Below are 12,759 nucleotides of genomic sequence, written 5' to 3'. Positions count from 1 at the left end.
GCCCCGGCGGTGCCGCGCACCGTGGCCCTCCGCGCGGGAGGTCGCGCGGAGGGCCACGGTGGCGGTGTCACCGCGTCCAGGGGGGACGACCGTCAGGTGTCGACGCGTCCCCTGGGTGCGGGCAGGCTGTCACAGAGCCATCTCGTACGCCCCGGACAGTGCCACCACCCGCTCCCAGACGCGCCCCGAACGCGCTTCGTCGACGACGGGGCGACGGACGGCACCGAGCGCCCAGCGCTGCTGGTCCGCGGTGGCGGAGTCCTTGCCGTGCAGCTCGACCGCGTAGGCGGAGAAGTCGCGGACGAGTACGGAGAACAGCTCGTCGAGCACGTCCTCGTCCAGGTTCGTCAGGCGGGCCTGCTCCAGGATCAGCTGGCCGTGCACGACCAGCGCGAACAGCTGGCCGACGGCGAGAAGGAGATCGAGGTCGCGGCTCTGCTCCTCGTCGGGGGCCGCGGTGGCGACGAACTCGCACAGGGCGTCGGCCTGCTCCCGGAAGCGGGCGACGTTCGGCACGCCGGCGTACGTGTCGTAGGCGGGGCGCCAGTCGTGGAAGCGCACCGAGCCGAGGCCGCGGGCCGGTCCCTGCTCGAAGAGGAACGTGTCGTCGGCCGCGTCGAGGCGGGTCGGCACGGCCGGGAACTCGGCCGGGTTCAGGAGGTGGTTGCGCATGAACTTGAGGATCAGCGCGAGGTTGACGTGGACCGTGCCCTCCAGCTTGGGCAGGCTGCGGATCTCGACGGCGGCCTGGGCGAAGTAGGTGTCCTTCTCGAAGCCCTTGGCGGCGATGACGTCCCACATGAGGTCGATGACCTTCTCGCCCTCCGTGGTCACCTTCATCTTCGTCATCGGGTTGAAGAGCAGGTAACGGCGGTCCTCCGGCGAGGCGGAGCGGAAGTAGTCGACGGCGCGGTCGCTGAACAGCTTCATGCCGACGAGGCGGACGTACGCGTCGGCCAGCTCGCGGCGCACGTGCGGGAAGGCGGTGACGGGGCGGCCGTACAGGATGCGGTTGTGGGCGTGGGTGACCGCCTCGTACATCGCGTGCTCGCAGATGCCGATCGAGGCGGTGCAGAGGTTGAACTTGCCGACGTTGACGGTGTTGAGGGCGGCGTCGAAGGCGGCGCGGCCCGTGTGCAGGATGTCCTCCGGGCCCACCGGGTAGTCGTCGAGGCGGAACTCGCTGACGTACTTCGAGGAGTCGACGACGTTCTTCACGAGGTGGTAGGCCGGGTGGCGGCTGTCGGCGGCGAAGAAGACGTAGCCGTCCGGGCCCTCGACGTCGGTGCGTCGGCCGAAGACCGAGACGAGGCCGGCGGCGTTGCCGTTGCCGATGTAGTACTTGGAACCCGTCGCCCTGAAGCCGCCGTTGCCGTCCGGCGTCAGCAGCATGTCGGTGGAGTAGATGTCGGCGCCATGGGTCTTCTCGGAGAGACCGAAAGCGAACACCTCACCCTGGGCGAGGAGTTCCGCCGCGCGGCTGCGGGCCGCGGTGTTGTCGCTCTGCCAGACCGGGCCGAGACCGAGGATGGTCACCTGCCACGCGTACCAGTAGTCGAGACCGTAGAACCCGAAGATCTCGTTGAGCGCGGCGATCCTGGCCGTGTCCCAGCGCTGGTCCTTGTGTCCGGCGGCGGACTGCGGGGTGAGGAAGGTGGCGAACAGTCCTTCCTTGGCGGCGAAAGCGAGGAAGTCGGCCAGCCAGGCGCGGGAGCGGTAGTCCTCGATCAGCCTGCGCTTGCCGCGGTCCTCGAACCAGTCGACGGTGGCACGCAGCAACCTGCGGGTCTCGGGGTCGAACTGCGCCGGGTCGTACGTGCGCGGGTTGAACAGGAGCGGGTCGGCCATGGAGGTCCGCCTTCCGAGGGTTGAGGGTTTGAGGGTGAGGTGGTGCGAGGCTGAAGGCCGCGGGCGGTGGGGCCGGCGGTTCAGGTGTGCGCGCGTGCTGCGCCGAGCCTGCGGAGGGTGGCGAGCACGTCGTCGAGCCAGGCGATCGTCATCCGCTCGAACGCGATGCCACCGCGCAGCACGGCATGCTGCAGCTCCTGACCGGCGTCGAGCGGGGTGGGGGCCGTCGGGCCGGTGAAGTCACGCAGTTCGCCGGCGAGATAGTGCGCGAGCCGGTCACTGTGCACCTGTCGGTGCCGTTCGACCTCGTGGATCAGCGCGGACGGATCGTCGAAGGCGGCACCGCGGATCTTCACGGCGAGGTCGTGCCGGATGCTCTCGGGCTCGATCGGTTCGTGCAGCCATCGGGAGAGCGCTGCGCGGCCGGGGCCCACGACGGAGTACTCCTTCTTGTCCGGCCGGCTCTGCTGCGGAAGCGATCGGACGGCGAGCAGGCCGTCGCTCTCCATGCGCTTGAGGACCCGGTAGATCTGCTGGTGCGTGGCGGTCCAGAAGTATCCGATGGACCGTTCGAACCGCCGGGCCAGCTCGTAGCCGGAGCCCGGCTTCTCCAGCAGGGAGACGAGGATCGCGTGCTCGAGCGCCATGCCTCGATCCTGCTATGCAACTAGTTGCATAGCCAAGGGGTGCCGCCCGAGTGAGACGGGGCTCACGTGGTGCGGCGTACGGCGTCCCCCGGGCCGGAGAGCCCGGGGGACGCCGGTCCTGCCCGGTGCACCGTGGGGCACCGTTGATGTCGGACTCAGGGGCAGTTGACCGCCGAGTCCCCGGGGTCGCGGTTGCAGGTGTCGATGGCCAGACCGCCGTCGAGCGAGTCGTTCATCGCGATGCCGTCGACGGCTTCCAGGGTGTCGATGCCTTCCTGGCCGTTGTGACTGTCGTTGCCGGTGCCTCCCCTGAGGGTGTCGTTGCCGATGTTTCCGTTCAGGGTGTCGTTGCCCTCGTTGCCGTTCAGCGTGTCGTTCCCGGCGTTGCCGTTGATCGTGTCGTTTCCGCCCAGGCCCGAGAGTGTGTCGTTGCCCGGCCCGCCGTTGATGGTGTCGTTTCCCGGCGTCGCGGCTCTGATGCCGAGGGCCGTGTCGTCACCGAAGAGCCGGTCCGCCCTGGGGCCTCCGACGAGGCGGTCGTCACCGTCGCCTCCGAACACCGTCGAGGGCGTCTCCACGTTCGCCGAGACCGTGATCTGGTCGTCGCTGTCCTGAGCGGTGACGTGGACGGAGGTCCCGGGCAACGGACAGGTCGCCGAGTGCTCCGATCGCACCTGGCACGGGCTCACAGCCGATACGGCGTCCCCGGCGTCCGAGACCACGAGGAGGTCTCCCTGCCGCCGGACGGTGATGTCGTTCGCCACGCCGGTGCTCGCGGTGACGATGACACTGTCGTTCGAGAAGGACACGACGGTCGTGTCCGCGAGCCGGCCGGCTGCGGCGGTGTGCGCACCGGCCCAGGCCGATGAGCCGGCCGATAGGCAAACGAGTACAGCGACGCACAGCGTGGCCCGCGCGCGTCTGGTGTTCGTCATCACGTACTCCCCTGTCGTCCCGTCGGATGGGGTGTGCGGTGTGCGATGCGGTGTGCGGTGTGCGGTCACGCTCGTCGGCCGTCAGGGGCAACCCGTCACGGAGTCGCCGAGGTCGTAGCTGCACCTGTCGGCTCCCGCGCCGCCGTCGGCGTAGTCGTTGCCACCGATGTCGTCCACCACGTCGATGGTGTCTCTGCCGTTTCCTCCGGCGACGTGGTCGGACCCTTCCGCGGCGACGATGTGGTCGGCGCCGTTGCCTCCTTCGACGACATCGTTGCCGGAACCGGATCCGACGACGTCCGCACCGTCACGTCCCTCGACGGAGTCGTTCCCGGAGCCGCCGGTGATCCTGTCGGCGCCCGATCCACCGATCAGCGTGTCGTTCCCGCCCGCGCCGGACAGTGAGTCGGCGCCTTCCTCCCCTTCGAGAGTGTCGTTGGCTCCCCCGCCGACGAGGCTGTCGTCACCCCCACCGCCGAGCAGGGTGACCCCGAGCCCGCTCAGGGACGACGTGACGCTGTCGTTCTGGTCGCCGGCGGCGACCACCAGCTCCGTCGTCGTGGCGGCGCCGGGGCAGACGGCCTCGTTGGCGCTGACCGAGGTGCAACCGCCGGACGCGGCGATGTAGTCGCCGGTGTCCCTGATCCTGATGCCGTCACCCACCTGCCATACGGAGATCGTGTTGCCGTAACCCACACCCGCGGTGACGGTCACGGTGGTGCCGGTCTTGTTGACGAGGGTGGTGGCGAGGGCCTCGGCCCGGGGCGCTTCGGCCCGGGGCGCTTCGCCTGTGGCGGCACCGGCGGCACCCGCCATGCCGCTGAGGTGGAATGCGAAGCCGCAGACCGTCGTCACAAGTGCGGTGGCTCGCAGAGTCGTTCTGACCATGCTTGCTCCTGAGGAAGTGGAGACCGTTCGGTGACTCGCTTCCGAGCTGTGAAGCACCGGGGATCCCGGTGGGGAACGTCGGCAGTCCGTGCCCGTCGTGGTGCCGGTGCGGTGACGCGTCGTCCATCCGCTGTACTTCGCGGCGCCGGTCCGCCCAGCTGCTCGGCCGCATGCGATGAGCGAAGTGCCGTGAGTGGCCCAGCACGCGGCTGAGCACTGCGAGCATGCCGTGCCGTCGCGCCGCCTTGAAGCGTGATTAGCGCCAATCCCCGGCGCCTCGGACCGGAGGTGGCGCTGCACCGCCTCGGCTGCTCGGCGTTCTCCGACCGCAGCACCCTGCGCGAACGCCGTTCGAACGCATGTGGCGGGATTGTGCGCAACGGTGCCATGGATTCCGTCAGGGGTGCGCAGTCGTTCCGGCCACACCCCGGTCGCCCACCGGGCACGTGTCCGGACCCCGCGCCGAGAACTTCCGCTCGGGACCGCCGTGCCCGGAGGGCTTCTTCTCGCGCACTGTCGGGTCCACTTCTCCCGCGGTCGCTGTGTCACGGTCGGAGTACGCCTCGCGGATACGTCTGGTCACGCAACCGCAGTGGCCGAAAATGTGTCTCTGAGCGCGTGGCATGGTCGCGGCGGAGTCGTCAGGCTCCGACGACACCGCGGCACTGCACCAGCCGGTCTCGGGGGGACGAAATGAGCGTATGGGAAGTGCCCGGATACACCGAGTCGCTCGAACTCGGGTCGGGGGCGAGCGGGCGGGTCGTCCTGGCCGTCCACGAGGAGACCGGTACTCCGGTCGCGGTGAAGTACCTCAGCGACTCACTGCGCACCCGGCCGGGCTTCGTACACGGCTTCCGGGCGGAGGCGCGACTGCTCGGCGGCCTGGAGAGCCCCTACGTCACCGGCTTGTACGAGTACGTCGAGAGCGCGCACGGCGCCGCCATCGTCATGGAACTGGTGGACGGTGTCTCCCTGCGCGGTCTGCTGACCCGTCGAGGTCCGCTCGACCCCGAATCCGCACTCGTCATCCTCAAGGGATCACTGCTGGGACTGGTCGACGCGCACCGTGTCGGCGTCGTCCACCGCGACTACAAGCCGGAGAACGTCCTGGTCATGCCCGACGGGTGGTCCAAGCTCGTCGACTTCGGGATCGCGGTGGACGCGGGCACGACCGCCGGTGTGGCGGGGACGCCGTCCTACATGGCCCCGGAGCAGTGGACCGGCGCGCCCGCCTCCCCCGCCGCCGACGTCTACGCGGCCACGGCCACCTTCTTCGAGTGCCTGACGGGCCACAAGCCGTTCGCGGGCGACAACCTCGCCGAGCTGGCGCTGAAGCACATCGAGGCACCCGTCCCCAGCGACGAGGCGCCCGAGGAGGTGCGGGAGCTGGTTCGCCGCGGTCTGGCCAAGGATCCGGCGGAGCGGCCCGGGCAGGCGGAGTTCGTCGCGGAACTGGAAAGGGTCGCCGGCGCCGCCTACGGGCCCGACTGGGAGGAACGCGGCCGCGGTCGCCTCGCCGCGCTGGTGGCACTGCTGCCGCTGCTGCTGCCCTCGGCCCGCAGCTCCCCCCGGACCACCACGGACACCGCACGCACGGTCCTGAGTCAAGGGCCGCATCCCGCCCCGGCCCGGTCGTGGCTGCCCGGCCGACCCGGGCTGCTCGTGTCCGGTGCCGCCGTCGTCCTCGGCGTTCTCCTGACCTACGGCATCCCGAACACGCCGGGGACCGCCTCGCAACGGGCGGGGCACGCCCTGGCCACCACCGGTGCCCAGCCCGGCGCGGAGCCGGCCGGGACCACCGCGCCGACCGCCTCGCCCTCCCCGTCCCTGTCCTCCACGCCCACCGAGTCGGCCGGCCCGTCGTCGTCGCCCGGCGAGTCGCCCTCGGCCCCGGTGACCACGGGTACCGGTGCGCCCTCGACCTCCGCCACCTCGGCCGGTGGCCCCGAGACGACGCCGCCCGGCGGCGCGGAGAGCACGGCCACGCCGACGACCGCCTCCCCCGCACCGCCTGCCGCGCCCGCCGTCAAGGACGTCGCGGTGTCGGGGTTCCGGCAGACGGGTCCCACCACCGCGACGGCAACCTTCAGCGTCACCACGGACGGTACCGGGCCCTTCTCCCTCTCCGTCTCGTGGTTCACGGGCCCCGTCGCGGGGCCGCTCGGTACTCCCGACGGCGCGCCGGTGACCGTCACGCGCAGCGGAGCCACGCAGTACTCGATCACCGTCGACCACACCTTCCAGAACACCGGCTGCTATTGGTCGGTCCAGGCCACGACCAACCCCGGCTCGGCCGACGGAGGTGCCTCTCAGCAGCTTCTGACCAGGCAGTGTGACATTCGATGACCCTTCAAAAAGACCGCGCGCCCGGGCCCGCCGACGACCACGAGCCGACTCAGGTCCTCGCCTCCACCGACGAGAGGCAGGAGCCGACTCAGGTCCTCGCCCCCGCCGACGAGAGGCAGGAGCCCACTCAAGTCCTCGCCCCCGCCGACGAGAGGCAGGAGCCCACTCAAGTCCTCGCCCCCGCCGACGAGAGGCAGGAGCCCACTCAAGTCCTCGCCTCCACCGACGAGCACGCCATCACCCTCCCCCTGGGCCCGGCCGAGGGGCGGCGCGGCGCGGGCGGCGGGCACGAGCCCGCCGGCCCCGAGTACAGCGCCACCGTGCTGGGCAGCCAGTGGATACAGGGGCCCGAACGGGACGACACGCTCCCCGCACCGTCGGCCCCGACGACGTGGCCGACGCCCCCGACCGACCCCGGCGAGGACACCGTGTTGCGGTTCGGTCCGGGCGTGACCGCCGCCGTCGCACAGCGCACCCACCGGACGCTCCCGACCCTGCCGGTGCAACCGGTTCGCCCGCGCCGGAACCTGCGCAGACACACGCTGCCCGCGGTGGTGCTGCTCTGCGTCCTTGCGTTCCTCGCCTGGCAGCGCCTCGGGCCGTCCGTCGAGGTGAGCACGGTGGCTGTGACATCGCGGCCGACGGTGCTGGGATGTGAGGGCACCGCGGACATCGTCGCCGTCGTTCGCACGAACGGCCGTCCGGGAACGCTCTCCTACCGCTGGATCCGCAGCGACGGCACCTCCTCCGGAGTCCTGCGTGAAGAAGTGGTCCGCGGCCAGCGGCAGGCGCGGCTGCACCTGCTGTGGACCTTCCGCGGCGAGGGTCACCGCACGGCGCGGGCCGAACTGCGGATCCTCTCCCCCGCCCACCGCACGGTCGCCACCCGGTTCACGTACGACTGCCGCTGACGGCCCGCCACGGCGTATGTGAATCCGGGTTTCCGCCGTACGGGCCTGCGTCCGTTGAGGCACAATTCGGGTGCGATCGTCCCAGGCAGGGGAGCCGGGGCGACGGTGACCCGACGGGGTGGGGCATGGGCGATTTCACGCGGGTACCGCTGGAGGGTGGGGGGTTCATCCTGTTCGAAGCGCCGGAGGGCGTTCGGCACGACGAAAGTCCCGTGGGTGCGAGCCGCATCGGTGATGCGGTGCGGGACATGCCGGGCACACTGCAGTCGGCCCTGGCGCCGGTACGGGAAACGGTACAAGCGGTCCTGGACCAGCTGCGGGCGGCCCGGCCGCACGAGGTCGAGGTCCAGTTCGGAGTGGATCTGTCCACGTCGGCGGGCGTCGTCATCACCAACACGGCCGTCAGGTCGAACCTCGCCGTGCGGCTGGTGTGGCGCAGATCCGACGCGGAGCCCGATCCGGTCACGCAGGACGGGGACGAGCAGTCAGGCACTGAGCCGGACCTGCCGCCCGCTTCAGGTGGCGTGCCCCGGACGGGCTGAGCCGTGTCACCGTCGCACGGCTCCTCCCTGCAGACGAGCGCGGCACGGCTGTTGAAGGTCGGCGGGGCCGTGGCCGGAGCAGGGGTGCTGGTGACCGACACCCTTGTGCTGACCTGCGCCCATGTGGCGGTGGCCGCCGGGGCCGGGCCTGGCGACGCGGTGCGTCTGGACTTCCCGCACGCAGGACAGGGCCACGACTCGGTACGGACCGGCCGAGTGCGCGCCGAAGGCTGGCAGGGCGAGGACGCGCAGGACGTCGCCGTGGTCGAACTGGATCGTCCCGTCGACACGACGGTGATCACTCCGGTCACGCTCGGAGCCGCCGCGGATTCCCTCGGCGGCCCGGTGCACGCGTACGGCTATCCGGCGCAGGCCGGGCCAGGCGGCCACTTCGGCGGTGCGGTCGCCGCGCACTTCCTGCCGCGGCTCTCCCAGAACGGCGAACAGGACGGCGAAGCGGACGACTTCCTGCAGCTGACCCACGCCAACGACATCACGAAGGGCTTCAGTGGAGGGCCCGTCGCCGACGACCGAACGGGACGCGTCATCGGCATGGTGACCAGGCTCGTCGTACCCGACCGCATGGCCCGGGGGCAGCACATCGCGTACGCCACGACCAGTGAGGCGCTGCGCCGCGCCTGCCCCGAACTCGCCCTCGCCGAGGACCGGCCCTACCCGGGCCTGGAGCCGTACTCGACGCAGGACGATCTTTACTTCCACGGGCGTTCCGCCGCGGTGGAACGTCTGGTGCACGCGCTCGACATGTGCGCGGGACGAGGCGCGCTGCTCCTGCTCGGGCCCTCGGGTGCGGGCAAGACGTCGCTGGTACACGCGGGAGTGCTGCCCGAGGTGGCGAAGCGGGAGCGGCAGCGGCAGGTGTGCGTACGCCCGACCGACGGCCTCGACGGTCCACTGGCGGCGGACGGTGTCACGGGCGTCGAGGAGAGCGGACTCGCCGGAGCGGTGGCGCAGGCGTTGCGGGACGATCCGCGTCACGACCGGCTGCTGCTCGTCGTGGACCCCCTTGAGGAACTGCTCGTGGCAGGCACGCCCGCCGCCGGCAGGGCGCTGCGGCAGCTCACCGCTTGCCTGCGCACGCACCATCCGGGCCTGACCCTGCTGCTCGTCATGCGCGACGACTTCTACTCCCGGCTCGCGTCCGCCGTGCCGGACTTCCTGGACGCCCCGGATCTGCACGTGGTCAACGTGCCGGCGGCGCTGACACGGGACGAGATCGCGGAGATCATCGAAGAGCCCGCCAGGAAGGCCAACCACAGCCTTCAGGAGGGTCTGCGGGGCCGGATCATCGACCAGTTGCCCCGGCTCTCCCCGGATTCCGGCGGGCAGGACCCGGGCCACGCCGACCGTTTCCCCGTGACCCTGCTGCCCTTGCTCCAGCTCACCCTGCGACAGCTCTGGGAGAACAGGACCGGCGGTGTGCTGACCCACGACGCCTACCACAGCGCGGGCGAGGTCACCAGGATCCTGGTGCGTGCGGAGGAGGCGCTGTTCGCCCGTCTGGACCCCCGGCTGCATCTGGCGGCCCAGCGATTCCTGGCAGCCCTGGTCGAGCCCGCCGACGTCGAGCGGAAGACCCCGGCGACCCGGCGTCGGCGCACCTACGCCGAGTTGCGGGCGCTGTCGCTGGAGGCGGCTCCCGCGCCGGAGCGGGCTCGGGGCGTGCGTGCGGCGTGGGGCCGATCCGTCGGGTTCCTGACGAGGAGGTCCCGATCACGTGCTCCGCAGGCACCCGACGCCCAGGACGACGCCGACTTCGACACGGTGCTCAAGGTGCTCACCGGCAGCCCGCTGGTCAGCGGCGGGGCCGCCGCCGGGAACCGGGCCGGCGAGCCCGACGGGCCCGGGGAGCCGATGGCCGAACTCGTCCACGACGCACTCGTCCCCGCTTGGGACAACCTGGGCAGATGGGTGGAGCGCGACCGGCGGTTCACCGCGTGGCTGGACACCGCGCGCCGCCAGTACGCCCGCTGGGAGCCCCACGGCGATGCCCGGGACCTGCTCTCCGGCACGGCACTGGAGGACGGCCGCGTCTGGCGGCGACAGCGCCGGTTGCCCTTCGAGATGGGCGAGTTCGTCGCGGCGAGTGAACGGCACGCGCGCCGTGCCGTGCGCCGTGCACGGCGTCTGAACGTCACCCTGGCCTTCCTGCTCGTACTCGTCCTCACCGCAGCGGGTCTGGCCCAGTGGCAGCGCACCCGGACGCAAGAGGCCCAAAATGTCGCGCAGGCACGTCAGTTGGCGTCTGCGTCGTTCGCGCTCGCGGCCACGGATCCCGAGCTCGCCGCTGTCCTCGCCGTCGCCGCCTACCGGCGCAGTCCCACGCAGGAGGCCGCGGACAGCCTCTACCAGGCGTCCGACCGGCCCCTGTTGCGGGTTCTGCGGACCGAGTCCGGTGTCTCCCCGGTCACCGCGATGGCGTTCGCGCCCAACACCGAAGTCCTCGCGCTCGGACTGGAGGACGGCCGAACCCAGCTCTGGCACCCCTCGGCGGCACGCCGCATCGCCACGCTCGCGCCCCGGGCAGGGAAAGGGGAGACGGAGCCGGCGGTCGTCTCGGTCGTTCCCGCGCGTGACGGTGTGCGGCTGATGACGGGCGACGCGAACGGAGTCAAACGCCTGTGGGACACCGCCACCAGCCGGGTGCTGCGTACCTTCAGGGGCGAGCCGCAAGCCCCCGGCTCCGCCGCGGTCAGCCCGGACTGGCGCTCCACGACCGTCAGCACCGTCCAGGGCGACGTCCTCCTGCTCGACCCGGCCTCCGGCAAGGCCCGGTTCCGCCTGCGCGGCCATCGCGAGCCTGTCGGCCTCGTCGCCTACAGCTCGGACGGCCGCACCGTCGCAACCGGCAGCGATGACGGGACGGTACGTCTGTGGGACACCCGCACCGGACGCCACAAGGCGACGCTGCCCGGGCACGGGAGCGAGGTCACCGCCATTGCCTTCAGCCGGGACGGCAAGCGGGTGGCCACAGTCGGCGGCCGAGAACACACCGCCCGCGTCTGGGAGGTGGGCAACGGCCGGTTGACGGCGACGGTGCGGGAACACACGGGCGCCGTCAACGCTCTGGCCTTCGACCGTCCCGGCAAGCGGCTCGCCACCGCGTCCGACGACGGGTTCACCTTCGTCAACCATGCGGACACGGGCGTACTGAACACGTACCTGTCAGCCCATGCCCACACCGTCAACGCGGTGTCCTACAGCCCCGACGGCAACCTGCTCGCCACGGCGGGGGACGACGGCACGACACGGCTGTACGAGGCGACGAAGCACGCGGACCGGATGGTGCTGCGAGGCTCCGCCGCCGCGCAGGAACTGCTGGCCTTCAGCCCGGACAGCACCCTGCTGGCCACGGCCGACCGCGACGGCCGGGTCAGGATCTGGGCGACGGGCCGTGTGCGGCCCCTTCCCCAGCTCGACGGGCACAGCTGGCCCATCCGGTCGATGGAATTCAGCCAGGACGGAAAGGACCTCGTCACCACGGCCGACGACCGTCGCACCTTGCTGTGGGACACCCGGACCGGTGTGCCGGTACGGCGCTGGGACGGTGAGGAGAGCGGGAGCTACCCCGACGACGCGATCGTGAGCTCGGTGAAGGACACCGTCATCACCGTGACCGACGGTACCGACGTCACCTACTGGGACCGCACGGACGGCAGTTGGAAGGGCGTCCTCACGGGGCACGAGGACGCCGTCAACGACCTGGCCGTCACCCCGGACGGCGAGAGCGTCGCAACGGCGGGAGAGGACGGCACGGTACGGCTCTGGTTCGGCCCGCATCCCGACGCGGGCGTCATCGAACCCGAGCGCGCCGTGCTGCGCGGGCACCGGGGTGCCGTGGTCCATGTGGAGTTCGGCCCGGACGGCAGGATCCTCGTGTCGAGTGGCTGGGACGGGACCGTACGTCTCTGGGACACCGCGACCGGCCGGGCACTGCACACCCTGCGAGGCTCCGGTGAGCACGTGGCCGCGTTCGCCGTCAGCCCGGATTCCCGCACGGTGAGCACATACGACATCAGCGATCAGCTGCGGCTCTGGGACACGGGGGACGGCACGCTGCGTGCGATGCGCGACGCCGACCAGTTGGAGGGCAGGGCCCTGGTCTTCGGCCCGGACGGGCGGACGCTGGCCAGTGCGGGGGCCGACGGCTCGGTCGTGGTGCGCAGCGCCGACACGGGAGAGGAGTTGTGGCGGCGTGTGCCGGACACCCGCGTGAGCATCCAGGGTCTGGCATTCAGCCCGGACGGCACGCTCCTCGCCTCCTCCGACGCCCACGGCACCGTTCGGCTGTGGGACACCCGGGCCAGGAAGCAGGTGGCCGCGTTGAAAGGTATGCGCGCCTTCCCCGAGGAGGGCGACGCGAAGGTGGCGTTCAGTCCGGACGGGGCCCTGCTCGCGATGTCGTCCGGCAGGAGTGTCCGGCTGGTCGACGTGGAGTCCGCGGTTCCCGAGCGGGCGTTGCGGCGGGTGTGCCGGGTGCTGCGTCTGGACCGGTCGATCTCCCGGCCGGACGACGCGCAGGACGAGGTGGTCGTCTTCGACGCCTTCGACGCGTCGGACCTCGAGCAGTTCCTCGACCCGTCGGAGATCTCCGGACTGTGTCCCTGAGCCCGGCGCCCCGGGG

8 protein-coding genes are annotated in these 12,759 nt (G+C 71.4%); 4 read left to right on the top strand and 4 right to left on the bottom strand.

From position 1 onward, the window contains the following. Nucleotides 1-129: 129 nt before the first annotated feature. The 4 genes from ACFYNL_RS04940 to ACFYNL_RS04925 form a co-directional block, all read right to left on the bottom strand. Nucleotides 130-1,848: an acyl-CoA dehydrogenase family protein gene (locus tag ACFYNL_RS04940; RefSeq protein WP_388796491.1), complete on the bottom strand. Its 1,719-nt coding sequence runs from the start codon at nt 1,846-1,848 to the stop codon at nt 130-132. An 80-nt stretch (nt 1,849-1,928) separates the two neighbouring features. Continuing rightward, nucleotides 1,929-2,495: a PadR family transcriptional regulator gene (locus ACFYNL_RS04935; protein WP_388796488.1), complete on the bottom strand. Its 567-nt coding sequence runs from the start codon at nt 2,493-2,495 to the stop codon at nt 1,929-1,931. Between the two features lie 155 nt (nt 2,496-2,650). Next, nucleotides 2,651-3,430, bottom strand: coding sequence for a calcium-binding protein (locus ACFYNL_RS04930; protein ID WP_388796484.1), 780 nt, complete (start codon nt 3,428-3,430; stop codon nt 2,651-2,653). An 81-nt stretch (nt 3,431-3,511) separates the two neighbouring features. Continuing rightward, nucleotides 3,512-4,318 (bottom strand): calcium-binding protein, encoded by an 807-nt coding sequence (locus ACFYNL_RS04925; RefSeq protein ID WP_388796481.1) that lies wholly within the window; start codon nt 4,316-4,318, stop codon nt 3,512-3,514. Nucleotides 4,319-5,011: 693 nt separating this feature from the next. Here ACFYNL_RS04925 and ACFYNL_RS04920 point away from each other — a divergent pair. The 4 genes from ACFYNL_RS04920 (at nt 5,012) to ACFYNL_RS04905 (ending at nt 12,743) form a co-directional block, all read left to right on the top strand. Next, complete coding sequence (locus tag ACFYNL_RS04920) at nt 5,012-6,664, top strand: serine/threonine-protein kinase (RefSeq protein ID WP_388796478.1); 1,653 nt, start codon at nt 5,012-5,014, stop codon at nt 6,662-6,664. Beyond that, on the top strand, nt 6,661-7,575 hold the full coding sequence (locus tag ACFYNL_RS04915) for a hypothetical protein (RefSeq protein WP_388796475.1): 915 nt from the start codon (nt 6,661-6,663) through the stop codon (nt 7,573-7,575). Before ACFYNL_RS04920 ends, ACFYNL_RS04915 begins: the two co-directional genes overlap by 4 nt. A gap of 125 nt (nt 7,576-7,700) precedes the next feature. Then, entirely contained in the window at nt 7,701-8,117 is a 417-nt protein-coding gene (locus ACFYNL_RS04910) for a CU044_2847 family protein (protein ID WP_388796472.1), read from the top strand. A 3-nt stretch (nt 8,118-8,120) separates the two neighbouring features. Next, nucleotides 8,121-12,743, top strand: coding sequence for a trypsin-like peptidase domain-containing protein (locus ACFYNL_RS04905; RefSeq protein WP_388796469.1), 4,623 nt, complete (start codon nt 8,121-8,123; stop codon nt 12,741-12,743). Nucleotides 12,744-12,759 lie beyond the last annotated feature (16 nt).

Source organism: Streptomyces sp. NPDC007808, from assembly GCF_042868655.1.
Lineage (GTDB): Bacteria > Actinomycetota > Actinomycetes > Streptomycetales > Streptomycetaceae > Streptomyces.
This window is presented reverse-complemented; position numbering and strand designations above follow the sequence as displayed.

What these genes read in the sequence shown, in the direction of transcription:
- ACFYNL_RS04915 (WP_388796475.1), top strand. Translation starts at nt 6,661, where the DNA reads ATGACCCTTCAAAAAGACCGCGCGCCCGGGCCCGCCGACGACCACGAG.
- ACFYNL_RS04920 (WP_388796478.1), top strand. Translation starts at nt 5,012, where the DNA reads ATGAGCGTATGGGAAGTGCCCGGATACACCGAGTCGCTCGAACTCGGG.
- ACFYNL_RS04935 (WP_388796488.1), bottom strand. Translation starts at nt 2,495, where the DNA reads ATGGCGCTCGAGCACGCGATCCTCGTCTCCCTGCTGGAGAAGCCGGGC.
- ACFYNL_RS04930 (WP_388796484.1), bottom strand. Translation starts at nt 3,430, where the DNA reads ATGACGAACACCAGACGCGCGCGGGCCACGCTGTGCGTCGCTGTACTC.
- ACFYNL_RS04940 (WP_388796491.1), bottom strand. Translation starts at nt 1,848, where the DNA reads ATGGCCGACCCGCTCCTGTTCAACCCGCGCACGTACGACCCGGCGCAG.
- ACFYNL_RS04925 (WP_388796481.1), bottom strand. Translation starts at nt 4,318, where the DNA reads ATGGTCAGAACGACTCTGCGAGCCACCGCACTTGTGACGACGGTCTGC.
- ACFYNL_RS04910 (WP_388796472.1), top strand. Translation starts at nt 7,701, where the DNA reads ATGGGCGATTTCACGCGGGTACCGCTGGAGGGTGGGGGGTTCATCCTG.